We start from the raw sequence: 23,908 nt of genomic DNA on the forward strand, positions 1-23,908 counted from the left end.
TAAAAACATGAATATAGAGAGATTGTAATTTGATATAAACTATAAAAATAAAGTTTATTTCCTAGAGCTCACAAGTCTTACATCCGCCCGAAAAGTTCTCACTAACTTCTACAAACTTCTTTTCTAGCCTAAGCGATGTCGTTTGTTTTGACTTCTCCTCTCTCTCCTTCTTAAGACCGAAGTAAATCACTTGTTGTGACTTAGACTTGTCTCTATATACAGTAATTCCCTTTATCCCTAAACGCCAGGCTGTCAAGTAGACCTTCCCAACTGTCTCCTCCGTCTCCTCGCTCCTCAAGTTTATCGTCTTTGATGTACCTGAATCGTTCCACTGCTGCCACGCCGCCTGATGAAGTACGTGGTACATAGGCTCCACTTCATGGGCAGTTCTGAATAGTCTCCTTATTGTCTTAGGTACGAATGGGTTGTCCCCAACTTCTCCGCTCTCCGCTATCTTCTTTATGACTTCTGGAGTGTCCAACTCGTATTTCCTCAAGTACTCCAAGAAGAGAGGATCGATCTCCATGAACTTCCCTACAGCTACGTTCCTTATGAAGGCTAGGGCAAAGAGTGGTTCTATTGAGGAAGACGTACCAGCGATTATAGAGATCGTTCCCGTAGGGGCTACAGAAACTACAGTGGCGTTCCTGAGACCGTAACGCATCCTGAGGTCCTTGAGTTCTGATATGTCTATCTTAGCTGCCTCGGCCATAATAGCTTTAGCGTAATCGGACGGCTCACCCTTTACCTCAGATATTGCTAGTATGTCCTCGAACTCCTTAGCTGACTCCCATATATCCTTATACCTGACAGGATCGTATGCAGGGAATGAACCCTTCTCTTTGGCTAACTCTATTGAAGCCTTCATTGCCTGATAATAGATGAACTTGGCTAAGTTGTAGGAAACGTAAATGGCGTCAACGCTATCGTACGGTATACCTAACTTAATCAGCGCTCTGGCCAGTCCCATTACTCCTAATCCAACTTTCCTAGTCATCTTAGTTGCCTGCTCTATTTGAGGTAGAGGATATCTGTTTGCGTCTACAACGTTATCTAAGAACCTTACTGCGTATTTGATTACGTTTGTTAAATCCTCCCAGTCAATGTAAGGTTTACCGTTCTTTTCCTTTACAAACAGTTCTAGGTTCAGGGAGCCTAGATTGCAGGACTCCCATGATAGGAGAGGCTCCTCTCCACATGGGTTAGTCGCCTGAATTTTACCAAGATACCAAACTGGATGCCTTCTATTTATCTCATCTATAAAAAGAAGACCTGGATCCCCTGAGTCCCACGCCCCCTTAACTATCTGTTGGAATAGATTTCTCGCGTTAACCCATCTAATTATAGCTCCCTCACTCTCAGCAATAGCTAAAGCCTCGTCTACGGTAATTATCTTACTTTCATCTAAATAGACTGGGCCCCTCTCCTCAAGCTCCCTTAAGATCTCCTCCTGAACCCAATCCTCACGCATGTAATTCCTTGCCTTGACTATGTAATATTCGTGATCGGTTCCCTTTATCTTAGTCTTCCTTGGAGTTATAAGAGGTACTTGTTCTTCTTTCATTACGGCCTCCATAAAGTAGTCATAGACCCCGACTGAAATGTTGAAGTTCTGCAACTGAACGTCTTTTAGATCCCCAGTTTTTGAACGAATGAAGTCCTCTATGTCGGCGTGCCATACGTGCATTACCCCCATATTAGCTCCTCGTCTCTTACCTCCTTGTTTCACAACATCGGTGGAGACGTCAAATATCTTCATAAATGAGACTGGTCCTGAGGCTACTCCAGCAGTAGAGGCAACAACGTCGCCTTTAGGTCTTAGCTCCGAGAAATCGAAGCCCGTCCCACCTCCCTGCTGATGAACTAGAGCCATAGCCCTCAGGGTGTCGTATATCCCGTCTCCGTTCTGTGTTGTCATTGAGTCCTTCACTGGTAGTACGAAACACGCTGAGAGTATGCCTAGCCTAGTGCCCGAATTCATTAAGGCTGGAGTGTTAGGAACGAATCTGAGGGTGGACATGATATCATAGAACTTTTCCTCAATCTCCTTCCTCTTCTCTCTTTCAACCCCAGCTAAGTAGGATGCCACTCTCCTAAACATCATCTGAGGAGTTTCAACGTATCTAAGAGTCTCTGGGTTCTTTAGCAGGTATCTAGCCTCTAAAACCTTAAGAGCGTTGTAACTAATCAGTAAGTCTTTATCGTCTATCCCTTTCCATTTTCCCTTACCGAAAACATGGTTATATATCCTAGATAAAACGTATCTCTTGGCTAGATCCATTAGCTCTTGATGTTCTAAAGAGCCTTCAATTAAGTTCCTTTCCACTATGTCAGCTATTACTCTAGTATTTATTACATTATCAGTAGAATTCTGTAGAACGTCCTTGACTATCCCTTCTACGATTTCGTCATGCATAGGACCTAGCTTAGATAAGATCTTCTCAAGCTTGAACTCTTCCTTTTTACCGTCCCTTTTGATCACAGAGATCTTTGAAAGAGATAATACATTTGTATCACTCTGCATGAGAATTCTAGATAATTATGAATTCTTAGTTTATGAACTCTTCCTTTTTACAGTACCTTTTGATCGCAGAGGTTTCTAAGAGATTTACATTATCAAAGAACGGTTTTGGCTATCGCTTTATACAGAGAAGTTCATATTTATAGGTATTATCATATCCCGGGTATTATCATAAAATAGGCTGCCATAAAACATACACAACGGAATGTTTATCCAGGTAAGCGTTTCAACTTTTGTCTCTTGATGTACATTACGGACCCGCCGGGATTCGAACCCGGGACCTAAGGCTCCGGAGGCCTTCGCTCTATCCTGGCTGAGCTACGGGTCCCATTGTCGTTTTACATCTTAGTTAATGAGCTTATTCCTAGAACCTGAAGGCCGTTTCTGATCACAGTTTCCACTCCTTTAACTAAGTTTAGCCTAGTCATTCTCTTCCTCTCATCCGGCTCCTGTATAACCCTTTCCTTATCATACCAACTGTTAAATGAATCGGCCAGACTCCTTAGATACGAAACTAGAGTTTCAGGTTGCAAGCTGTCCGCTGACACCTTAAAGACCTCTGGGAACTTAAGCAGAGCCATGAGTATCTTCCTCTTCTCCATAACGACGTCCGTGTAGTCCACATTAAGGTTAATTTCATGAGGGTACTTAGCAAGAATGTTGTATGCCCTCACGTAAGTGTACTGTAAATACGGACCGCTGTTCTGCTCAAAGTTCGTTACCTTACTCACGTTAAACGTTATTGGTCTGTTAGCTGAGACTGAAATTATTGCATATCTTATAGCAGAGTTCACTATCTCCGCAACGTTTACTCCTCCCCTATCTTTGGTTTTCTCCAATACGGTTAGCATTACCTTATCGTATATCTCGTCCAGTGAGATGTATCTACCTAATCTCCCGCTCATAGTCGTTCCGGGTAAAGTTACCATACTGTACGAGTAATGGATTAAGTTCTTCGCCATCTCAGGATAGCCGAGGAGATATAAGGCAGCCCTTAATTGAATCTGTGGAACTGACTGCTGCTCTGCTATAACGTTTATCACTTGTTCCGCGTTAGTTGAAATGAACTTTCGGATGGTGTAAGCTATATCTCTCACGGTATAAAGAGTGGTTCCATCTGATCTTGTGAGCACTAGCGGGGGTATCTCTAGACCCTCGGGTATCCTCAGCTCCCTCCTAATCTCCTCATCAACGTATTTATTAAGCTCCAAAGCTTCTGTCCCCTTATACTCTATCCTAGCCTTAGAACTGAGAGCTGATCTAAGGACCGACTTGACCTCACCAGACCATAAGATGTCACTTTCGTAATCGAAATAATCGAAGGTTATTCCCAGCTTCTCTAAGCTCTCTCTAAAGCCCTCTAACACGTAGTTAACGTATTTCCTAACTACCGCCTTTATTTCCGGATCTCCGTCTTCGTATCTTTTGATTATCTCATTGATTTTACCTTCAGGATCTGGATCGTTCTTTACTGCCTCAGCTATCCTATCAAAGTACTCTTGATTCTTAGATCTGATTTCTGAGGCTAAACCCACTAGTTCATCTCTCTTGGTTATTTTTTCCCTATATTCCGATTCCTGAGCTAGCTTTAGTTGATCTGTTAAAGATCTTATCTCCAGGATTATATTTGTCATGGCGTATATCAAACCGGCCCAAATGTCTTTCTTCACTCCCTGAGCTGGTTCAGGATAGCCTAACTTGGAGAGGCCGTAAATGAGTAAAGCTACCTGCCTTCCGCTATCGTTAACGTAGAACCTTGAAATGACGTCATGGCCTCTTGCCTTAGATAATCTCACTAACGTGTCTCCTATAATAGCGTTCCTTAGATGACCTATGTGCAATGGATGAATTGGATTAGCGCTGGTGTGTTCAATTATTATCTTCTTTGGTCTCTCGACTTTCTCCAGGCCGTAATCTCGGTTCATCGACGAGAAGAGTTCAATGAATACCTCTCGTTCATTTAACTTAACGTTCAGGAAGGGGCCAGATACGTTATATGACTTTACGAACTTGGATCTGACTTCAAGTTCCTTCTGAGGATTAACCTTAAGGGCAGGGAGGGGAATCGCTAAATCTCCCATCTCCTCCTTGGGAGGATATTGCATTATTTTATATATATAATCTCCAGGTACTCCGAGACTCTCTCCTATGCAACTTGATATGTCCAGCTTTATCTTCGCTAGGATATCCATTTGCATTGATTTGCTGTTACCCTTTTAACTCTTTAAAGTTAAGACTTTTCGTATGAAGAAAGTAGCTGAGATACTTGTAGTAGAGGATTTTACAGGTAAAGGGAAAGTCTCCGAGTCTAAGTTACAGGAACTCCTCTCTAAGTTAAACGTGGAGGTGGTTAACGTCACCAAGATCCACATCCCTGAATGGGAAAATAGCTCTGAAGACTTGACCGGGGTCCATCTAATAGTGAGAGAAGTTGCAGAAACGTGATATTTGCCCATACTATAAATCAGGGTTTTGTACCTCTCCAATGTTAGAGACTCCCACAGATAGCGTAACAAGCCCAAACAGATGCTTCAAGTCGTATAAGGGGTGTAGATATTATCAGGATAGGGGGGATGAGAAAGAAGGGTTAGAGATCTATCAAGAGAGCGTAGAACAAGAAGTGAAGTTCTATCCAAGGGTAAACGTAATGGAGACCCCCGTAGACAGCTCCTGTGAGCATTACAAACCAATGAGAACTCAGAGGGGCTTCGTAGCTTACTGTGAAATTCTGGGAAGGGTGCTAACGGTAAGCAATGCGGAAATGTGCAATAAGCATTGGCAGACTTGCCCTCTCAGAGGGTCGGCTTAAAGTCTAATCCGTTCCAAGTTTAGCGTATCTTCCGTCTTCTAAAAGAGTTACGTGACGGCTCTCTGAGAGGCTAGCTAAAGCCCTCCTTATTTTATCCTCACTTGCAATCCCAGAAAGTTTACTATGAAGCTCCTTTAGGTTCATAGGCTTCTCGGTGAGAAGATCAAGAAGTATCTGCTTTAACTCCTCTTCATTAGGAGCGGTCATGACAACGACATCTTTGTCCGAATACACAACCTTTAACTTGCTCTCCACTTCCCCTTCTTTCTCCTTCGGCCTCCTAGACTTCTTACTTTTCATACTCAATGCTTTCCACTAGTATACTACTCATACAATCTCCTTTTAAATATTATGAAAGCTCTTCATATCTTAGCCCTAAAATAGGTAAGTTTATTTTTAATAAAAATTTTAGTCTAATTAAATATATTACTTAATAATTACCCTATTATAAAAGACATAGTAAAATATTTCTTATTAAATAATAATTATGCATAGTATAATATCTTAATGCGTATATAAATGAATTAATTTGAGTTCAATAATTTCTATAACTATAATCAAATGGTCCCCGTTAACTGGTAGCTGGCGTTCAGTAGGTAGATAACTAATCCTTTTATAGATGAAGGATGAATAACCACAATAGGCGACTAAAGTTTGGGCGATCCAGATTTCTTGAGAAACATCGCTAGTAAGATCCTTACTCCTACTACCCTTGATTTAAAAAGGCTAGATGATGTAAGGAGATTACTAGCTGCTGCCGAATCGAAGTACAAGTTCTCATCCTATGGGGGGGACCCTAAGAGGCTAATAGAGTACTTTCAGAGCCCAGACTTCACAGAGCTTGTACTTTTGTTAGGTGTAGATCTCTCAAAGAAACTTCTACAAGAGGTAATTGCTAGTTACACGGATAAAGACATTCAAGCAGCTGCAAAAAAGGCTATAGACGAAATAGACGGATATAAAGACCTAGAAGACTCTGATACTTTATTAATGTATAAAAAATTCTAAAGTTTTTATCCGAAGGATGGAGCTCCTCCACCCATTCCAGCTCCTTCTCCTTCTTCTCCTCCTGGAGTCTTGCCCTTTCCTTCAGACTTGAGTTGAGAGGCTGCGATCAGGTCGTCTATCTTGAGTACTGAGGTGGCTGCCTCAGTAGAGCTCTTTAGCACTTGTCTCTTCACTCTAACAGGTTCCAGCACATTAATTGAGAACGTGTCATCTATTATCTTACCGTTTATTACATCTACGCCAGCGTTAGCCAACCCTTTGACATGCCTAGCTCTGAGGTCCATCAACGTAGATATGGGTTCCATCCCTGCCGTCTCAGCTAGTATGCTTGGGATCTCTTCTAGAGCGTCAGCGTAAGCCTCTATAGCTAACTGCTCCTTGCCTCCAACGCTCCTCGCGTATTCCCTGAGCTTCATGGCCAACTCTACCTCTATAGCTCCTCCTCCTGGAACTATCATGGGTTCGAGCAATATGTTCCTTAGAGCGTGAAGCGCATCGTTTATGCTCCTCTCAGCCTCGTCGAGAGCCATATCGTTTGATCCTCTGAGCAAGATGTTTACAGCTCTTGGGTTCTTAGCCCCTTCAATGAAGACCATCTTGTCGTTTCCTATCCTTCTCTCCTCAACTAACTCGGCGTACCCTAGATCCTCTGGAGTAGCGTCCTTCACGCTACTTATAATCCTCGCGCCTAAAGCCTTCTCTAGTTTCTCTATATCGCTTCTCTTAACTCTCCTTACAGCGAGGATTCCCTTCTTAGCCAAGAAATGCTGAGCTATGTCATCGATTCCCTTTTGGCACACCACAACGTTAGCTCCGATACTGGCTAGCTTATCTACCATCTCCTTTAGATATTTGGTTTCCTCGTCTAGGAAAGACTTTATCTGATCTGGGCTAGTTATGCTTATCTTAGCTGAGATCTCTGGCTTCTCCACCTCTAGAGCCGCGTCCAATACAGCTATCTTCGCTCTCTCCACTCTCTTTGGCATACCTGGATGAACAACTTCCTTGTCTAAAACTAGTCCGTGAACCAAAACGCTGTCCTCTATCGTTCCACCTTTCTTCTTGTCAATCTTAACCAGATCTAGGCTCACGCTATATCCACCATTGGGTAAAGGTTCAGCGACTTTGGAAACGGCATCAATTATGATGTCAATCATCTTGTTCATTTCTGACTCCGACTCGGCAATGAACTTGCTCGCCATAGTAGTGTAAACTATCTTCTTGAGGCTAGACCTAACTGACGGATCCTGCAAGTTCCTTACATCAATTTTAGTCGAGATCTGGGTTAAAATTTCAAGGGCTTTATTGAAGGCTTTCTTGTACCCTTCAATTATTATCGTTGGGTGAATGTTCTGGTCCAAGAGCGCTTCTGCCTTCTCAAGTAGTAGACCAGCTAGAACGACAGCGCTGGTTGTGCCATCTCCTACCTCAGAGTCCTGAGCCTTAGCGGCCTCCACGAGTAGCTTAGCAGCAGGGTGTTGAATCTCCATCTCCTTGACTATAGTCGCACCGTCATTGGTTATGGTTACGTCGTTAAAGCTATCTATCAACATCTTGTCGAGTCCCTTAGGACCAAGGCTAGATCTAAGCATCTCAGCTAAAGTTCTAGCCGCAAGTATGTTGTTCCTTAACGCATCCCTCCCGGTTGATCTTGAAGTACCTTCTTTAAATAGAAGAACTGGAACTCCAGCCATTCATTACCACCTTTTCTGAACTCCATTCAGATCGGTTATATATAAATTTAACTTTCGCTCTAAAAGACCCTAAATCTTAGAGAAAATAAGAGAATTGAAAGTGAATTAAAACGCTTATAGAAAAGCTTTTTCCTTATTGCTCATATCAACGTTGGTGAAATGCGTAAACTGCGGAGGACAGGGAGAGATCCTGGTTAGTGGTAAGATACTCTGTTCTCGTTGCTCTCGTCAGGAGATATTTCATAGGGTTAGAAGGAACCTATCTAGAAGTGGAGTTAACTTAAAGGAATCGAAATCCCTCCTTATTTATCCTTCGTTTTATAGAGAAATAGCAGAGCTTCTGAACGTCCTTTTAGCTAAAACTTGTGTAAACTGCAATTTGACTATTAGATACCTGGAAACAGATAGCAAATCAAGCATTAATCTAACTCTCAGAGAGCTTCTCCTTCAGGCCAATAAAGAACCTGAGAAGATAGTTTTCCTTCCTTTCACTGCAGACTTCTTCTCCTCATACTTAGTTTATTCTTCTACGTCGATCGTAGGCTCCTATCTCTCGCTCTACGGACTGACCTTTAACATCTCTGAAAAAACCTTCATTTCTCCACTCTATGACACCCCACTTTCCGAAATGAAGGGGTTCAGTGAGTTAACCGGGGAGTTAAAGACATCCGACGAAATGTTTAATACGATACTCAACTGGTTTAGATCTAACTTTAGTGACAACGAGGTCTTCCACACTTTTCCTCCTTCGGTTCAAGTTATTATTAACAAATTCAATAAATGTAGAAGATGTGGGGCATTAATTGAGACTAATGAGTACTGTAAAGCTTGCTCAACTGAGCTTTCTCTTGAGACGAAAGAGTAATCTCATAGAAGATCTCAAAACGAGAGGGAGCGAACTTAGAAGGCGGAACAGGACCCGTAGATCCGTAAAATAGATATCCTGAGGTTATTATCTCCTTGAGACCTTCTGGATCGTAAGAGAACATTTCTTCTAATTGAGATAACAAGTTTGTTTGTTGTTTAATTTCCTTAGTCGAGATAACGTTACCACATATTCTACAACTGAAGTCTGGCATCACCGCCTCAAATCCACATCTTGGACACTTGATAGGCGAACGTAGTCCAAATACGTTCCAATTATTTCTCAGGATATCAATTAGGTCCTTTCTCCCACGTCTCTCGGCCTCTTGATAGAGTTGTTGACCCAGGTCAACTAAAGCCTTCCTAATGTTAATGACTAGGAACTCTAACTGATCGTCTGTTACCTTATGTAGCTCAACTTCCCTAACTAATCTAACTGCTATATACTCCATAAGATCCTCCCTTGACGTGTTCAACCTGTTGATTATGGTTCTCGCTTTGGGTTTAGTCTTCACTTGGCCCACAGCAGCTACGAAAGGTTCCTTAAGTATCTCCTTCAGTAGTTCCCGATCTATCCTAAGCTGATATATCCCTAGGCCAATCTCAACTTCGTCAAAGTACTCATCCATTAGCTTCTCAGCATCAACGTACTTCTCTTTTTTCTCTTTCTTTTCCTTTTTCGTCTCCTCCTCTTTTCCCTCTACCTTTTTCCTTGCCACTTCTAACTACACGCTCATATGGACTGGGCTAAATCGAGGAAGTCTAAAGGTAAAATTTTCTTCTTTGAAGTGAACTCTTGATATTTATTATCTAAGAATCCGAGAAATACTGGACAATTCTCATATTTTCCTTCTCTATTACACTTATTAGATAAATCGAGGAAACATTTAGAGGTTTTCTTATCATAATACGGACAGGCCTTGTAGTAGGTCTTCGCGCTCTTCATCATCTTATCCATCCATATCTTTTTATGATCCTTCTTCTCTGCCTCCTTTTCTGCCTTCGCTAAGGCCCTATTAATTTCGTCCTCTGACATCTTTATTGATTTATTTGATGACAATAATTACACCTCTTTACCACAACTTTGGATAGATCAGTTATATAGATTACTACTACTATGTGTCAATTTTTGTCACTACTATCTTATTGAGTTTGTATAATGATGATGTAAACGTTACAATGTTTAGACTAAAAAGGACCACATAGAAGTAGATAGTATTAACAACTGTCCAGCTTTCTCTTTACGTTCTGAGAAAACCCTATTCTGAACCCTAATTTGGGATCGTTGTATAGATAGAGGATCTTTTTTGTTTGCAATCCTCTTAGAACTCTAAAAAGCCATGCAGAGTCAGCCTTGTACTCATCCTGAAGTTGGTCTATGTAGACGTAAGTAGATCCCCACTGTTTATATCTCTCAAGTAAGAAAAACAAAATATCTCTCTCATCTTTATCTAACTTTTCAGAAATGTCCGATAGACAAACCGTAGGATCTAGCTTTTGTGATTTATTGACTTTTGATTTGGTTTTAGACTCAATGAACGACAAAACACTCTCATCTTCTTTTTGATTGCTTTGTCTATTTTTGTTGTTCATTGATCCTTTAACCTGTTCTCCTAACATTTGTTTTGCTATGACCAGCATTTCCTTGAACCTTGAGTTAGAGTAAGAATCTATTATTGAGGCCGCTAACGATTCTCCCTGAGGAGTGAGGTACCATCTTCCACCCTCTTGATACATCAACCCTTTCCTTTTCCAGTAGCTCAAATAACTGCTCACGTACTTAGTCTCATAACCTAAATTCGACGATATCTCGGATGTCCTTAGGGGCCTAGCGTGAAGAAGTACAAGTATAGCCTCCATTAGTTTTGATCTAGGAGAGGCCTTACTCTCCTGAGAGGTCTCTAAATTGACGCTAGGCTCCTTCTCACTCAATGTAAGATAGTATCTACATTTTAACTTTTAATGGATAGGTAACTAGTTTCCTAAGGAATACCGTAAATTTCTTTTCTAAGTGATACTACACGTCGAGATCGTCATGTACTCATCATATCCGACTATTACCCTGTAAACTCCACTGAACTTACGATCGAGACTTGGATCTCCCGTATCAAACCTCAAGCAGCTAATCCTGCTTAGCTTCAAACGGGACGAAAGGATAATTATGTCCTCTTTGCTAACTCTTTTCAATACTTCGATCCCTAACTCCTGGTTTCCTCTCCCTATTATGAACCCTTGTCCTCCTATAGGGGTTAAGACAACCTTTAACTCCCCGGTTAATTTAAGAAGGTCGTCGTAATTAGCTCCAGATTTAATTAGTTTTTTCCCTTGAAATATATCTACCGAAAGGAAATTCGGTTCATATCCGAGCATCTGTTCAATTCTCTTCACTGTGGCCCCCGGGCCCATAATGTATATCGTGTCGTTATTTAATAATTTATTTATAAAAAAATTGGCTATATCATCTAATTCTCCAGAATAATTATATTCTTCTTTACTTGGTGTGAGATAATCTCCAAATGATATAGTATTTACAATAAAAAATAGCTTGATAACGAACCTTCCCCTCCTATACTCCTCCTCGTCAACGTCGATCACCTCAGCTTTTACCGTTTTAGCTTTCCCTTCGATGAAATACGTTAGGAGATCCCCCGCGCTCTCTGGGTTGGTAGCGAACACTCCACTATGCATCTTGACTCCTGAAGGCACTCCAACGATTGGGACGAGGTCTTTGGCGATCTCGCTGACGTCTCTCGCCGTACCGTCTCCACCCACGAAGACTATTATCATTACGCCTCTCTCTATCATTTCTCGGACGGAAAGGATGGTGTCCTCCCTAGTAGACTCATCCTTTCCTGAATTAAGTAATGTGTATCTCCTGGAGGTTCCTCTGAAATACTCTTCACCCATCTTACCTCTAGGTACAAGATACTCTACGTCTGGTGCCCTAGATAGGAACCTTTTCACTCTCTGAGGAGTCTCAGGGTTGTAGACCCTAAAATTATCGCTACCTTTAAGTCCTATCCTTCCACCAGAACCGGCATATGGATTAACCAGAAATCCCACTTTCAAATTGTAATAATCGCGTTGCAACTTTATACGCTAGATGAATGTCCTGAGGAGTAATATAAATGATGAGAGTCCCACGATCGAACTGATTTGAAAGAAAGGTTACCTCTTGTAAAAGAGAGTTTATTGAGAACTCGTCCGTTCTGGGAGGTATCTCTAAGCCATTCCTTTTAACTGTTATTAGGGAAGCCTCAGCGCCCATCCTTATTATCTCGTCCCTAAGTCTGATCACCCCAAACCTGTCAACCAAACCCTCCCCGTTTTTAAGAGCTATTTGGATGCACTTCCACTTCAACGATTCTAGGGCTGCTGGTCTTATGCTGACCCTAGATCTCCACGCTTCAATCAATTCCTTACCTTTGTCAGTTAGCTGATTTCCGCCCACCTTATCTACTGCGATCAGTCCCATCTCCTTTAGCCTTCTTAGCATGGTCTTCATTGAGGCCTCTCCTAGTCCTAGTTTCCTCATTAGAGTTATCCTTCCTACCGGAGACTCATCATAGATTATATTAAGTGCCAGAATAACGTAAGCCTCATCGTAACTAGGTTTATTACCCTGCCTAGGCTTTGTAGCCTCCTCTAAGGCAGAGATTTCGCTCATAGTTTATATTTGGAGCAATAGTCTTTTAAATGATGCTAAAAGGTAAAAATCTCTTATGCCTTCTTGATCTGGATAAGTGGGACATTCAAAGGCTATTAGACGTGTCCTTCTCTTTTAAGGAGAAAGTGATGACTAACTCGATTCCCAAGACTCTAGAGGGTAAGAGAATAGCCCTGTTCTTTGAGAAACCTAGCACACGGACAAGGGTTAGCTCAGAGCTTGCAGTCTCGATGTTAGGTGGAACGGCAACGGTGTTGAGTAAGAACGACATCCAGGTTTCTAGAGGTGAGCCTATAGAGGACACTGCGAGAGTACTTGGTAGGATGGTAAACGGGATAGGTGCAAGAGTTCAGAAACATGAGACTTTGCATAAGTTGGCCGAGTACTCTAATAGACCTACGATAAACCTTCTCAGTGACCTCTCTCATCCACTTCAGGCTTTGACCGATTTTATGACGATCAAGGAGATATTTGGAACGTTAAATAAACCCATAGCCTTCATAGGGGACGGTGGAGATAACGTCCTAGCGAGCCTGATGGCTTTCGTCGCGAAGTTGGGTCTGGAGATGAGGGTGGCCTCTCCTAAAGAATTAAGACCTAGACCGGACGTCTGGAAACGGATAGAAGAAGAGGCTGAGGGAAGTGGAGCGATAATCGAGTTTTATGAAGACCCATACGATGCGGTCAAAGGCGTCTCCGTAGTGTACACGGACGTCTGGATAAGCATGGGCCAGGAGTCAGAGGCTCAAAAAAGAAGAGAGTTGCTCTCTAAGTATAAAGTGACCGAGGACCTAATGAGATACACCTCCTCCGACTCGATATTCCTCCACTGTCTTCCTGCCGTAAGAGGGGAGGAAGTGGAACCTGGGGTTATAGATGGTAAGAAGAGTAAGGTTTGGGATCAAGCCGAGAACAGGCTTTACACCGCTATGTCCGCTTTCTCCCTCATTTTCTAAAGAAGGAGTCTATTCTAGACTGATTTAGTACCTCCTTAATGGCTCTAACTTCTTTCAATCTAACCTTAGGCTCCTTAAGTCTGGACTGAACCAAGTCTATCGCCTCCACTAATGAGTTGAGAACAGCTATCTTATTTTGAAAAGAGCGTTTCACCGTTTCCCTAATGTGCCAGTTGCCTAGCGGTGCGAAGTAGTCCTTAGTTATTTCCCTTATTATGATCACGCCCGCTGACCTAGAGATCGAATCGAGGTATTCTAGGACTGACGTTCTGGCAGCCATGTAGCCTCCGTCTAAAGTGTCGTATTTTCCCCAGTAGTCTTCTCTAAGGTCTGTTATAACCATGTCCGTTGACCATAATCCCATCTCATGCCAAATCTCTACCCATGAGATAGAGTAAGAGGAAGGATATAATATCACGTGAAAGTTGTTTCCCAGATAGCTTTGATAGAAAATCGTTACCTCATTGATTTGAGGTTTTTCCACTACCCTATTTCTCAGCTCTTTCCCTAAGGCCGAATCGACAGCTGTAATAGCCCACCTTGTAGGCACCAGTTTCCTATCTTTGCGTACGCCCATTAAACCGAGGGAGAGGGCATCTATTATGCTGTATATACTCTCTCCGTTCCTGTAGAGAGTTAGGATACCATCATTAGACTTAACGTCATCATGTATCAACTTCTCTAAGGCCTTGGATACTTTAGGGTTCTCCACTATTTTTATCTCCTCTGCCTTAGCGGCAGGACCACGTGGCATAACATATCCATCAAATTTGAGCTTGGGTTCTAACTTACCGCTTATCTTAGTCTCTGATCTGACTGGCTTTTCTGACACAACGGCCAAAGATAGCTCCTTCTCGTAAAGTTTCCACACATCGGTTACCTTTACAGACGAAATGTTTGAGATTAGAGAGGATCTAAAATTAATTATATCATATATTGACGCCTTTCCCCACCAATTTACAGGGTCTTCATAAACCTTAGCTAGATCTCCTATAACACCTGGGGCTACGTTAAGGCTTATAGAAACCCTAGGATATCCCTTCTCTCCTACGACCGCGCTGGGAGGCGTGGATCCGTCTACGAGTCCCTTCTCAAGGGATATCTTAGAAGTAGAGTTCACTATGGCTCTAAACCTTTCAGTTATGGGACAGGAAGTTAATCCGCACAGGAACTTAGTTCCTTTGCATCTCACGCAGAGCTCTGCTGGAATTTTCCTCAAGACCCAGCTTCCTCTCTATATACCATTGGGCAATCTTTAATTTAGCTGTAATCGTTAGTCCTCTTGGTCTAGGGTAGACATGACCTTTTCTCACTTTTTCTAGAATCTCTTCTACATTAAACTCATCAAGATCTATGTAGTTGTACGCGGACCCTAACGACTCTTTAACGTGAGAGTCGCTGTTAGCTAACCCTATCAAGCTTAACTGCTTAGACGCGGTCTCAGCCATCCTATTAGCCCATCTTTGGGCCTTAGAATTATATATTTCAATTGCATTAAATTTAAATTCATATATCTTTTTCCCTATCCCCTTCCTGAAGACGTCAAATGGATGAGAAGGGAAAAGAATGCAGGAGTTCTGATAGGAGTAATCAACTAGGGAAGTCAAATCGGAAGGTGGGTCAGGTGGGAAGCTACAAAGTATAACCACGTGACCGTATTGGGTTGTAACCTCCTGTCCGGGTATAACTTTTCCCTCTACCCTTGAAACTCCTCTAGAGGTATCGTGATCGGTCAGAGCTATGAAGATGTTCATCTTGCTAGCTTGGTTGACTAAAACCTCTGGATCGTGTTTACCATCGCTAAACACAGAGTGGACGTGAAAATCAACGTTCATATGTAGCCCAGCTCTTTCATTACCTCTAGGGTAAGGATCGTTATCCCGGCGGCTCCCCTAACAAGGTTATCTCCTAAAACTACCATCCTCAGTCCGCCGTTTTCGTTCCTTATCCTGCCCACGGATATTGCCATCCCGCCTTCCGCCCTAACGTCCAGCTCCGGTTGGGGTCTATCCTCGCCCTCTAGAACCCTTATCGGTGTCTTAGGTGCTGTTGGGAGGTTCCTCTCTTGAGGTAACGATTTGAAGGAAGAGAGTTCCCTTTTGACTTCCTCTGCGTCAACTGGGGAGTTAAAGAACAAGTACATCACCCCAGTGTGGCCAACCTTCACCGGTACCCTAGTGCTTGTTACCGCAGCTCTAAACTCCACGTTCTTTATCGAATCTCCGATTAACGTACCTAGCATTTTCCCAGACTCTTTTGGTATCTTCTCTTCCTCTCCTTTTATAAATGGAATTATGTTATTTGTTATTGACATAAAACCTAGCCCGTTATAACCTGCCCCGCTCACGGATTGTAACGTAGTTAATATCATGTTGTCTAGATGATATTTAAGAAGAGGCTTGAGCGGCATGCTCATAATTGCAGCCGTACAATTTGGGTTCTTTACCAGAAGTCCTTTCCATCCTCTCTTCTGTCTCTGAGTTTCTAGAAGTCTCAAATGTTCCCAATTAACTTCAGGGTTGATTAGTGGAACCTCAGGGTCCATCCTGAACGGACTAGCGTTAGAGATCACAGTAATTCCTTCCCTTACCATTTTAAGTTCTATCCCTTCTGCTAACTCGTTAGGTAACGCTGAGAGTACAACGTCTACGTCCTTGTGATCCTCTGGTTCCGTAGAGACAATCCTGAGGTCCTTTACCGTATCAGGCATCTCATATCCTTCTATCCACTTCACCGCCTCAATGTACCTCTTACCTATCTTTGATGGAGACGCACTTACCTTTGTTAGTTCTATGAAAGGGTGAGAGGATAGGAGTCTCACCATTTTTTGTCCTACGATTCCTGTGGCTCCAAGAAGTGAAACTCTCAGTTTATCCATTTTACAACAACCTCATGTAAGTCTTTAGCTAAATTAAAACCTTCATCTTTACTCGTTAAGAACGTCACACTAACGTTTCTGAGGCCTCTAGATATGGATGCCAGCTCGAAGGATGAAGCCTCTCTGAGTACTTCCTTAAACAGGTCCTTATTCCTTAGTCCACAACCAACCACGCTCACAGCGCTAACGTCCTCGACTCTCACGCTGTCTAGGTCTCTAAGCTCTTGAAGCCTGGACGTTAGCCTCCTTGAGTTCATGGAGTCTACTACTATATGAATTGTAGTCTCAGAGGCGGGTTGCGATAACGAAATTATGTTAACCCCTGCCTCCCTTGCGGTCTCCATAACTCTGGCCGCGGATCCTATCTTCCCTACAATGTTAGTGCTCTCAACAGAGATTAGCTTTAAGTCCTCTAGAACGGCTATCCCCTTGAGCTTGTCCAATGAGTTACAACCTCCCTGAACGAGAGTAAACCCTTCATCATATAATCCCTCTATATAAACCTTGATGTCTCGATCTAACATAGGCTCAAAGGTCCTAGGATGGAGTCTCTTAGCCCCCATCTGAGCCAACTCCATCGCCTCCTCTAAAGTTAACCTTGATATGGTTCTAGCTCCGCTAAACTTCCTAGGATCCGCAGTCATGATACCTGGGACTTCAGTTATCAGTCTGACTTCGGGGAAACCCAATAGCTTAGCTAAGAGAGTTGCGGTGTAGTCGCTCCCGCCCCTTCCTACCGTTGTATATCTGTTAGTCTGAGTTTTGCCTATAAAACCTGGAACCACAACTATCTTAGACTTAGTGTCTAAAACTTTCCTAGCTTCCATAGCGGATAGGTCCTCTATCACGTTAGCTTCACCAAATGAGTCATCCGTGACGATTACAGGTTCCGTGTAAGCCTCAGCGTCTATTTTCCTCGCTCTTAACATAGCGCTTAAAGTTACGCTTGCCATCCTCTCTCCGAACGAGAGGATGTAGTCTCTAACTCTCATTGACGTTTCGTCCAAAACCTTTATCGACCAAGCTATCCTGAACAGCTCGTCTGCTAGTTTAGAGAGAGCTTTGAACGCGTTTTCAAACTCAGCCCCTTCAGATACCTTGGAGAGGAGTTTAACGTGTCTGTCGTAGATTTCGCTCACTATCTCGACCGCCTTCTCCCGATTCTCAGTAGCTTCTATAAGTCCGTTAGTTACTCCCTTCAAGGCCGATGTGACTACAACAGTCTTTCCCTTCTGATCTGCGTATCTCTCTATCCTCTTTGCTATTAACTCAAAGTCTCTCTCGTCTTTTTGTATAGACCCCCCTATCTTAATTACCGGCATTTAGATCACCCAGAATTACGTTCTCCAAATGATCTGGGTTAACCAATATCCTCCTAGCCGAGGATTTAATCATTGAGTCCGGGTCCTTTAGAGCATGACCAGTTAAAACTATTACAACCTCACTTGACTTATCTACTAGACCCTCCTGTATAGCTTTCTTATATCCAGCGAAAGAGGCCACAGAGGCAGGTTCAGCACCTATGCCTTCAGTTCTAGCTAACTCTTTTTGGGCCTCCACTATCTCACTGTCGCTTACGTAAACTGCAGTTCCCTGAGACTCCTTTATCGCTTTCATGGCCTTCCTCCAGTTTACCGGCTTCCCTATCCTGATAGCTGTAGCTATGGTCTCAGGATTCTCTACAAATTGAGGAGTATCTAAGTTATTAACTATGGCCTTAGCTATGGGGGAAGCGCCTTCAGCCTGTACCCCTATCATCCTAGGTATTTTATCAATTATGCCAGCGTCCCTTAGTTCTGTGAAACCTTTCCAGATCGCGTATATATTGCCTGCGTTACCAACCGGTACGAAAACGAAATCAGGAACCCTGATCTCCTCAGCAATTTCATAGGCAATGGTTTTCTGTCCCTCCAATCTCCACGGATTGAAAGAGTTCAATGGGTAAACTATACCCATGTCCTTGTATAGCTTCATTACTGCCTTCATTCCAACGTCGAAACTTCCTTCAACCTCTAAGATCGTGGCGCCATAAAGGACAGCCTGTGCTATCTTCCCTATGGCTACCTTATCCTTAGGGAGAACTAAATATATTCTAAGGCCGGCCCTAGCGGAGTACGCTGCGGCAGACGCAGCCGTGTTTCCAGTAGAGGCAGCTATTACGATCTTGTAACCTTCGTTCACTGCTGAGCTTATCGCTACTGTCATTCCTCTATCTTTGAAGCTTCCAGTTGGATTAGCACCCTCAAACTTATAGTAAACCTCTCCAACTTTCCCCTTGATGAGGGGCGTTCCGCCTTCGTTTATGGTTATCACTTTCCTATAGTTTCCAGCTATCGCCTCGGAATATCTCCAAACACCTCTCCCCTTTAGTTTGGAAAACGAGAAGGAGGGAGGTAACTTAACCGATATTTCCAATATCCCTCCACATCTGGGGCAGGTGATTAATTTCTGATCTATTTCGCTTTGGAACCCACATTCAATACAACGCATGGATCCATCTAGTTTGTTTCCAACGGTATGTCACCAACTTCCATGCTCGATGTATGTAAAAATTTAAACTTTATGGGGCTCTTTGTTTCAAATGGCCTTCAAAGATCTGAGAGATTACTTAAGCCACATGCGCTCAAGAGGTAAGTTAATAGAAGTTAACCAAGAGATTGACGTTGACTTAGAGATAGCCGAGTTAGGGAGGATAGCTACATATTCTCACGCCCCTCCTCTACTTTTTAATAACGTAAAGGGCTATCCTGGCTGGAAAGTGTTAACTAACGTTTACTACTCTCTTGATGGGATATACGAAATCTTCGGAACCGATAAGCTAGAGAGTATAGGGGAGAACTTCCTCTCGAGTTTCGGCGATCTACCTACCTCAATGCTTGACAAAGTTAAGTCCCTCCCCTCCATTCTAAAGATGGGAAAGTACATGCCGAAGGAGAGGAGACCTTCATTTGAAGAAGATCAAAGATTAAACCTGGAGCTCTTACCCGCAACAAAGACCTGGCCGAAGGATGCTGGACGATATATGACTTTTTCTATTGTAATAACTAAAGATCCAGAAAAAAATATCAATAATCTAAGTATTTATAGAGTTCAAATAATTAATGAGAGAGAAGCGCTAGTGCATTGGCAGGCCTTCAAAAGAGGATCAATGTCTGCCCTAAAATATAAGGACATTGGCATAACTAAAGTTCCAGTAGCTATCGTAAACGGAGTTGATCCAATAATCACTTTGACGGCTGCCTCGCCCGTTCCCCCGGGTTTGGACAAATACCTTTTTGCAGGTATCCTAAGAGATGAAGGAGTGGATGTTACAGAGCTAGATAACGGCATCTTAGTTCCAGCACATGCCGAGTCAGTACTTGAGGGCTATGTTGACCTAAATGACATGAGGCTAGAAGGACCTTTCGGAGATCACCTAGGTTATTACACTCCTCAAGATTATTACCCCGTATTTAAGTTGGAGAAGGCTTACGTTAGGGAGAACCCTATATATCACGTAACCTCAGTTGGGAAACCTCCTCTTGAGGACGCCTGGATAGGGAAGGGAGTTGAGAGGATATTCCTACCTTTCCTTAAGATGATCATCCCAGACTTAGTTGATATGAACCTTCCAGAATACGGTCTCTTCACCAGCGTTGGAATATTTTCTATAAGGAAAAGATATCCAGGACAGGCTAAGAGAGTTATGATGGCTATATGGGGAACTGGACAGTTGAGCTTCCTAAAGACGGTCGTAATTGTTGATCAAGACGTGAACGTTCATGATCTAAATCAAGTCGTTTATGCGATAGCAAGCACGGTTGATCCGCAAAGAGACGTGTTAATAGTCCCCAACGCCTTGAACGACACGTTAGATCACACAGTTCCTAGCCCTCCTTTAGGAAGCAAGATGGGAATAGACGCAACTAGAAAGTTTAAAGAGGAGTTAGGAAGGGAATGGCCTGAAGAGGTTAAAAGCGATCCGGAAATCCTTAAAAAGGTCACAGAAATTTGGAATAATATAAAGCCTAGAGCGTAAGCTCTTCTCTAAGAGTTTGATCCCCCTTCTTATAAATTACGCTAACCTCAATCACGTCTAATCCTCTAGTGGGCACTTCAATCTTGTTTGTTGTCTTGTTTATTTCAATCTCATCGGAAATAGTTCTTCTGATCCTCTCATCAGTAGGTGAGAGAGAGGTAACGCTGTACTTAACTATAACCTCCCTCACTAAAATTGGAAGCCCGTTACCGGTTTCCAATATAATCTTTTCTCCCTCTACTTTGGCCTTGAACTCCGGCATGCTCTTACATCTCTTGTTATTAGTATTATGAGATTGATCTCTTAAACGTTATTCGTCTGAAGATTCATATTAGAGCTTACATGACCAGTAAAGTAGAGGAATTCGTTAAGAACTGGAACGGTAGGCAAGAGCCCGGAATTGGAGAGAGATTTAAGAACGCTTTCAAGCAAAAGCAACCTCTAAGGTACAAGCTGGTTACCGCTAATTACAAGTTGAAGACAACCATAAGCAGACTAGAAGTCTACATCTCCAAAATGCAGGAGAGAGACAGAGTACTGTTCGAGAGAATAGTCACCGCCCAGATGTCTAAGGACAACGCTAGAGCCTCCATGTACGCTAACGAGATAGCGGAGATAAGGAAGATGACAAGGCAAATGATAGCGGTTCAAATAGCTTTAGAACAGGTTCAGCTCAGGTTAGAAACTGTGACTGAGGTTGCCGACGTATTCAACAGTCTGGTTCCTGTCATAGGCGTGGTAAGAGAGTTAAAGAATGCGATAAAGGGAGTGATGCCCGAAATCAGCATGGAGATTGCTGATATAGAGGAAGGATTACAGGAGGTAGTCATAGAGGCGGGAGACTTCACCGGAGCGAGCCTTGAACAGGCTGCGACAAGCCCAGAGGCGAGGAAGATATTGCAGGAGGCAAGCGCGATAGCTGAGCAGAGAATGAAGGAGAACTTCCCAGACCTTCCCGCATTCGTTAGCACTACGCAGAAGGCGGAAAACGGAAATAATGGCAAATAATATTAACTTTTTAATTCTTCATTAGTTCTATATCAACAATTTTTTATTGGCTTTAATGTTCTAAGTAGATTTTTAAGTTTTGGTTCAAAATAGGTAGTGGGGATACTTTATTGGTCACTCAAATTTTGAAAGAAGAGGGTATTCTCCCACTCATCAAAGTAAGAAAAGAAATGATTGAGCTAGCTGGTGGAAAAGGTGCAAATCTAGGCGAGCTCCTTAGCCAGGGGATCCGAGTACCCCCTGGCTTTGTTATAACTTCAAAAGCTTATTCCTACTTCTTAGATTATAACGGTTTGAGGGAAAAGATAATTTCTGCCCTCAATCTATCTCCTGATGAAGCTAGCAAGGTAATCAAGAACCTCATTTTAAGCGCAAAACTTCCTCCAGATCTAGAGGAAATGATTAACAGCTCTTATAACGAGCTAGCCAATATGGCAGGTAAAGAAGTTCTCGTTGCAGTTAGGTCCTCAGCTACAGCTGAGGACATAGAGAACGCTAGCTTTGCGGGCCAACAGGATACCTACCTTAACGTAAACAGGTCCAACATAATCGAAGCTGTTAAGTTAGTTTGGGCGAGTCTATACAACGAGAGGGCAATTGAGTACAGGAAGAGTAAAGGGATAGACTCATCCAAGGTGGAGATGGCGGTAGTCGTTCAAAAAATGGTTAATTCAAAGTCTTCTGGAGTCATGTTCACACTTAATCCTTCTAATGGAGATAGGAACCTTATCGTGATAGAGTCCTCTTGGGGATTAGGAGAGGCGGTAGTAGGAGGAAAGGTAACCCCTGACGAGATAGTAATAAGCAAGTCTAACCTGAAGATACTAGATAAGAGGATCTCGAAAAAGAATCTAAAGATCGTTTACGATAAGGGCAGGAACATTGAGGTTCATCTAGAGGGGGAGGAGAGCGAGAAACCAAGCATCTCTGACGAAGAAGCTTTAGAATTAGCCAAGTTAGCGCTTAAGATAGAAGCGCACTACGGAACACCTATGGATATAGAATGGGCTATAGATTCTGATCTTAAGTTCCCTGATAACGTTTTCATAGTTCAGGCCAGACCTGAAACTTTCTGGAGCTCTAGGAAAAAGGAGGACGTGAAAGTAGAGGAGAAACCCTCAGAGCGTAAGGTTTTGGTAAAGGGATTAGCAGCAAGTCCCGGTATAGCTAGCGGAAAGGCCAGGGTTCTTTTAGACGTCAAGGACGCAAAGGAGTTCCAGAAGGGTGAGATACTAGTAACTAAGATGACCGATCCTGACTGGGTTCCAGTGATGAAAGCGGCCTCAGCGATTGTAACAGATGAGGGAGGGATAACTAGCCATGCAGCTATAGTATCCAGGGAGCTAGGTATACCTGCAATAGTGGGCGCAAAGGAGGCCACTAAGGTACTAGAGACCGGGCAGGAGATAACCGTCGATGCTACTAGGGGAGTCGTTTATGACGGTAAGATAATCTTAGAAGAACCGAAACAGGAATCGCATACCTCGACTGGAAGCCTAGGGTTGTCTAGAGACGCCATGCTTAGTCTCTTCCCAGTAACTGGAACTAAGATTTACATGAATTTAGGTCAACCGGACGTAATAGAGAAGTATCTAGATTTACCGTTTGATGGCATAGGGTTGATGAGGATAGAGTTCATAGTTAGCGAATGGATTAAGCATCACCCCTTATATCTTATAAAGATCGGGAAACCTGAGGAGTTCGTAAATAAACTTGCAGACGGTATAGCTAGAGTCGCCTCAGCCATATATCCAAGACCTGTGGTAGTTAGGTTTTCGGATTTCAAGACCAATGAATACAGAGGATTGATAGGCGGTGAAGAGTTCGAACCTGAGGAGAGAAACCCAATGATAGGTTGGAGAGGGGTATCTAGATACGTTAGTCAACAATATGAACCCGCATTCAGGCTTGAGGTTAGGGCAATAAGGAAGGCTAGAGAAGATATGGGTCTAAAGAACGTATGGGTTATGTTTCCATTTGTGAGAACCAGCTGGGAGCTAAACAAGGCAATAAAGATAATGGAAGATGAAGGTCTAACTAGGACACCAGACTTCAAGGTCTGGATTATGGCAGAGGTTCCATCAGTTATAACTATGGCGGACGAGTTCTCCAAAATGGTAGACGGGTTCAGCATAGGTAGTAACGATCTAGCTCAGCTTACGCTTGGAGTTGACAGAGACTCCGAAATCCTAGGAAGGATGGGTTATTACGACGAGAGAGACCCTGCAGTGTTGAGATCTATGAGAAGACTGATAAGAGTCGCTCATAAGTACGGTAGGACGGTCTCGATATGCGGACAGGCACCAAGCGTTTACCCAGAAGTCACCGAGTTCCTGGTCAAAGAGGGTATAGACAGCGTAAGCATAAACCCGGACACTGTTATATACACTAGAAGGCTTGTGGCTAGCATAGAGCAGAAGATCTTACTCAGAGGTATTAAGTGATCGTCTTGGCGCATTTTTTACATAACCTTTTTGAACCGTTA

Annotated in this window: 23 protein-coding genes and 1 tRNA gene; 8 read left to right on the forward strand and 16 right to left on the reverse strand. The window is 42.9% G+C overall.

Annotation, left to right across the window (positions count from 1 at the left end):
• Positions 1-61: 61 nt before the first annotated feature.
• The 3 genes from MCUP_RS02610 to MCUP_RS02620 form a co-directional block, all read right to left on the reverse strand.
• Complete coding sequence (locus tag MCUP_RS02610) at positions 62-2,524, reverse strand: adenosylcobalamin-dependent ribonucleoside-diphosphate reductase (RefSeq protein ID WP_013737117.1); 2,463 nt, start codon at positions 2,522-2,524, stop codon at positions 62-64.
• A 250-nt stretch (positions 2,525-2,774) separates the two neighbouring features.
• Positions 2,775-2,849 (reverse strand) — tRNA-Arg (locus MCUP_RS02615).
• Positions 2,850-2,859: 10 nt separating this feature from the next.
• Positions 2,860-4,713, reverse strand: coding sequence for an arginine--tRNA ligase (locus tag MCUP_RS02620; RefSeq protein WP_048057403.1), 1,854 nt, complete (start codon positions 4,711-4,713; stop codon positions 2,860-2,862).
• Positions 4,714-4,765: 52 nt separating this feature from the next.
• Between MCUP_RS02620 and MCUP_RS02625 the strand changes: the two genes are divergently transcribed.
• The gene (locus MCUP_RS02625; RefSeq protein ID WP_013737119.1) at positions 4,766-4,966 is read left to right on the forward strand and encodes a hypothetical protein; all 201 of its coding nucleotides are present in this window, start codon (positions 4,766-4,768) and stop codon (positions 4,964-4,966) included.
• Entirely contained in the window at positions 4,953-5,330 is a 378-nt protein-coding gene (locus MCUP_RS02630) for a hypothetical protein (protein WP_048057404.1), read from the forward strand. Before MCUP_RS02625 ends, MCUP_RS02630 begins: the two co-directional genes overlap by 14 nt.
• 3 nt (positions 5,331-5,333) lie before the next feature.
• Here MCUP_RS02630 and MCUP_RS02635 read toward each other — a convergent pair whose 3' ends face one another.
• The gene (locus MCUP_RS02635) at positions 5,334-5,630 is read right to left on the reverse strand and encodes a hypothetical protein (RefSeq protein ID WP_013737121.1); all 297 of its coding nucleotides are present in this window, start codon (positions 5,628-5,630) and stop codon (positions 5,334-5,336) included.
• A 354-nt stretch (positions 5,631-5,984) separates the two neighbouring features.
• Between MCUP_RS02635 and MCUP_RS02640 the strand changes: the two genes are divergently transcribed.
• Positions 5,985-6,338 carry a hypothetical protein gene (locus MCUP_RS02640; protein WP_013737122.1) on the forward strand — a complete coding sequence of 118 codons (354 nt, stop codon included), beginning with the start codon at positions 5,985-5,987 and terminating at the stop codon, positions 6,336-6,338.
• A 5-nt stretch (positions 6,339-6,343) separates the two neighbouring features.
• Here MCUP_RS02640 and thsA read toward each other — a convergent pair whose 3' ends face one another.
• On the reverse strand, positions 6,344-8,032 hold the full coding sequence (gene thsA / locus MCUP_RS02645; RefSeq protein ID WP_013737123.1) for a thermosome subunit alpha: 1,689 nt from the start codon (positions 8,030-8,032) through the stop codon (positions 6,344-6,346).
• A 154-nt stretch (positions 8,033-8,186) separates the two neighbouring features.
• Here thsA and MCUP_RS02650 point away from each other — a divergent pair, with 154 nt between their 5' ends.
• Positions 8,187-8,897 (forward strand): hypothetical protein, encoded by a 711-nt coding sequence (locus tag MCUP_RS02650; RefSeq protein WP_237698013.1) that lies wholly within the window; start codon positions 8,187-8,189, stop codon positions 8,895-8,897.
• Here the strand turns inward: MCUP_RS02650 and MCUP_RS02655 are convergent.
• From MCUP_RS02655 to MCUP_RS02675, 5 genes are all read right to left on the reverse strand, one after another.
• Positions 8,842-9,615: a TFIIB-type zinc ribbon-containing protein gene (locus MCUP_RS02655; protein ID WP_013737124.1), complete on the reverse strand. Its 774-nt coding sequence runs from the start codon at positions 9,613-9,615 to the stop codon at positions 8,842-8,844. The genes MCUP_RS02650 and MCUP_RS02655 overlap by 56 nt on opposite strands.
• Positions 9,616-9,629: 14 nt before the next feature.
• Complete coding sequence (locus MCUP_RS02660; protein ID WP_013737125.1) at positions 9,630-9,956, reverse strand: hypothetical protein; 327 nt, start codon at positions 9,954-9,956, stop codon at positions 9,630-9,632.
• Between the two features lie 158 nt (positions 9,957-10,114).
• Positions 10,115-10,756, reverse strand: a complete 642-nt coding sequence (locus tag MCUP_RS02665; RefSeq protein ID WP_237698031.1) for a helix-turn-helix domain-containing protein — start codon at positions 10,754-10,756, stop codon at positions 10,115-10,117.
• 147 nt (positions 10,757-10,903) lie between these two features.
• Positions 10,904-11,965, reverse strand: coding sequence for an ATP-NAD kinase family protein (locus tag MCUP_RS02670; RefSeq protein ID WP_013737127.1), 1,062 nt, complete (start codon positions 11,963-11,965; stop codon positions 10,904-10,906).
• Entirely contained in the window at positions 11,943-12,563 is a 621-nt protein-coding gene (locus MCUP_RS02675; protein ID WP_013737128.1) for a DUF4443 domain-containing protein, read from the reverse strand. Before MCUP_RS02675 ends, MCUP_RS02670 begins: the two co-directional genes overlap by 23 nt.
• Positions 12,564-12,595: 32 nt before the next feature.
• On the opposite strand from MCUP_RS02675, the gene argF reads away from it, so the two are divergent.
• The gene (argF, locus tag MCUP_RS02680) at positions 12,596-13,519 is read left to right on the forward strand and encodes an ornithine carbamoyltransferase (protein ID WP_048057406.1); all 924 of its coding nucleotides are present in this window, start codon (positions 12,596-12,598) and stop codon (positions 13,517-13,519) included.
• Here argF and MCUP_RS02685 read toward each other — a convergent pair.
• Genes MCUP_RS02685 through thrC form a run of 5 tightly spaced genes read right to left on the reverse strand, consistent with a single transcriptional unit; the run spans position 13,509 to position 18,887 of the window.
• Positions 13,509-14,738, reverse strand: coding sequence for an Nre family DNA repair protein (locus MCUP_RS02685; RefSeq protein WP_013737130.1), 1,230 nt, complete (start codon positions 14,736-14,738; stop codon positions 13,509-13,511). The two genes, argF and MCUP_RS02685, sit on opposite strands and share 11 nt — an antisense overlap.
• On the reverse strand, positions 14,692-15,354 hold the full coding sequence (locus tag MCUP_RS02690; protein ID WP_013737131.1) for a PHP-associated domain-containing protein: 663 nt from the start codon (positions 15,352-15,354) through the stop codon (positions 14,692-14,694). Before MCUP_RS02690 ends, MCUP_RS02685 begins: the two co-directional genes overlap by 47 nt.
• Positions 15,351-16,397 (reverse strand): aspartate-semialdehyde dehydrogenase, encoded by a 1,047-nt coding sequence (gene asd / locus MCUP_RS02695; protein ID WP_013737132.1) that lies wholly within the window; start codon positions 16,395-16,397, stop codon positions 15,351-15,353. Before asd ends, MCUP_RS02690 begins: the two co-directional genes overlap by 4 nt.
• A complete protein-coding gene (locus MCUP_RS02700; protein ID WP_013737133.1) occupies positions 16,385-17,719 on the reverse strand; it encodes an aspartate kinase in 1,335 nt (444 codons plus the stop codon). Before MCUP_RS02700 ends, asd begins: the two co-directional genes overlap by 13 nt.
• Positions 17,706-18,887: a threonine synthase gene (gene thrC / locus MCUP_RS02705; protein ID WP_048057407.1), complete on the reverse strand. Its 1,182-nt coding sequence runs from the start codon at positions 18,885-18,887 to the stop codon at positions 17,706-17,708. The genes MCUP_RS02700 and thrC overlap by 14 nt, the downstream gene beginning before the upstream one ends.
• A gap of 91 nt (positions 18,888-18,978) precedes the next feature.
• On the opposite strand from thrC, the gene MCUP_RS02710 reads away from it, so the two are divergent.
• On the forward strand, positions 18,979-20,415 hold the full coding sequence (locus tag MCUP_RS02710; protein WP_013737135.1) for a UbiD family decarboxylase: 1,437 nt from the start codon (positions 18,979-18,981) through the stop codon (positions 20,413-20,415).
• Here MCUP_RS02710 and MCUP_RS02715 read toward each other — a convergent pair.
• On the reverse strand, positions 20,405-20,677 hold the full coding sequence (locus tag MCUP_RS02715; RefSeq protein ID WP_013737136.1) for a hypothetical protein: 273 nt from the start codon (positions 20,675-20,677) through the stop codon (positions 20,405-20,407). The genes MCUP_RS02710 and MCUP_RS02715 overlap by 11 nt on opposite strands.
• Before the next feature lie 80 nt (positions 20,678-20,757).
• Here MCUP_RS02715 and cdvB1/B2 point away from each other — a divergent pair, with 80 nt between their 5' ends.
• Both cdvB1/B2 and ppsA read left to right on the forward strand, forming a co-directional pair.
• Entirely contained in the window at positions 20,758-21,423 is a 666-nt protein-coding gene (gene cdvB1/B2, locus MCUP_RS02720; protein WP_013737137.1) for a cell division protein CdvB1/B2, read from the forward strand.
• A 110-nt stretch (positions 21,424-21,533) separates the two neighbouring features.
• Positions 21,534-23,867: a pyruvate, water dikinase gene (ppsA, locus tag MCUP_RS02725; protein ID WP_013737138.1), complete on the forward strand. Its 2,334-nt coding sequence runs from the start codon at positions 21,534-21,536 to the stop codon at positions 23,865-23,867.
• Positions 23,868-23,908 lie beyond the last annotated feature (41 nt).

Origin of the sequence: Metallosphaera cuprina Ar-4 (genome assembly GCF_000204925.1) — an archaeon.
GTDB classification, from domain to species: domain Archaea; phylum Thermoproteota; class Thermoprotei_A; order Sulfolobales; family Sulfolobaceae; genus Metallosphaera; species Metallosphaera cuprina.

Excerpts from the sequence above, each read along its gene's own strand:
- MCUP_RS02610 (WP_013737117.1), bottom strand. The coding sequence starts at position 2,524 with ATGCAGAGTGATACAAATGTATTATCTCTTTCAAAGATCTCTGTGATC.
- MCUP_RS02620 (WP_048057403.1), bottom strand. The coding sequence starts at position 4,713 with ATGGATATCCTAGCGAAGATAAAGCTGGACATATCAAGTTGCATAGGA.
- MCUP_RS02625 (WP_013737119.1), top strand. The coding sequence starts at position 4,766 with ATGAAGAAAGTAGCTGAGATACTTGTAGTAGAGGATTTTACAGGTAAA.
- MCUP_RS02635 (WP_013737121.1), bottom strand. The coding sequence starts at position 5,630 with ATGAAAAGTAAGAAGTCTAGGAGGCCGAAGGAGAAAGAAGGGGAAGTG.
- thsA (WP_013737123.1), bottom strand. The coding sequence starts at position 8,032 with ATGGCTGGAGTTCCAGTTCTTCTATTTAAAGAAGGTACTTCAAGATCA.
- MCUP_RS02665 (WP_237698031.1), bottom strand. The coding sequence starts at position 10,756 with ATGGAGGCTATACTTGTACTTCTTCACGCTAGGCCCCTAAGGACATCC.
- MCUP_RS02675 (WP_013737128.1), bottom strand. The coding sequence starts at position 12,563 with ATGAGCGAAATCTCTGCCTTAGAGGAGGCTACAAAGCCTAGGCAGGGT.
- argF (WP_048057406.1), top strand. The coding sequence starts at position 12,596 with ATGCTAAAAGGTAAAAATCTCTTATGCCTTCTTGATCTGGATAAGTGG.
- MCUP_RS02690 (WP_013737131.1), bottom strand. The coding sequence starts at position 15,354 with ATGAACGTTGATTTTCACGTCCACTCTGTGTTTAGCGATGGTAAACAC.
- asd (WP_013737132.1), bottom strand. The coding sequence starts at position 16,397 with ATGGATAAACTGAGAGTTTCACTTCTTGGAGCCACAGGAATCGTAGGA.
- MCUP_RS02700 (WP_013737133.1), bottom strand. The coding sequence starts at position 17,719 with ATGCCGGTAATTAAGATAGGGGGGTCTATACAAAAAGACGAGAGAGAC.
- thrC (WP_048057407.1), bottom strand. The coding sequence starts at position 18,887 with ATGCGTTGTATTGAATGTGGGTTCCAAAGCGAAATAGATCAGAAATTA.
- MCUP_RS02710 (WP_013737135.1), top strand. The coding sequence starts at position 18,979 with ATGGCCTTCAAAGATCTGAGAGATTACTTAAGCCACATGCGCTCAAGA.
- MCUP_RS02715 (WP_013737136.1), bottom strand. The coding sequence starts at position 20,677 with ATGCCGGAGTTCAAGGCCAAAGTAGAGGGAGAAAAGATTATATTGGAA.
- cdvB1/B2 (WP_013737137.1), top strand. The coding sequence starts at position 20,758 with ATGACCAGTAAAGTAGAGGAATTCGTTAAGAACTGGAACGGTAGGCAA.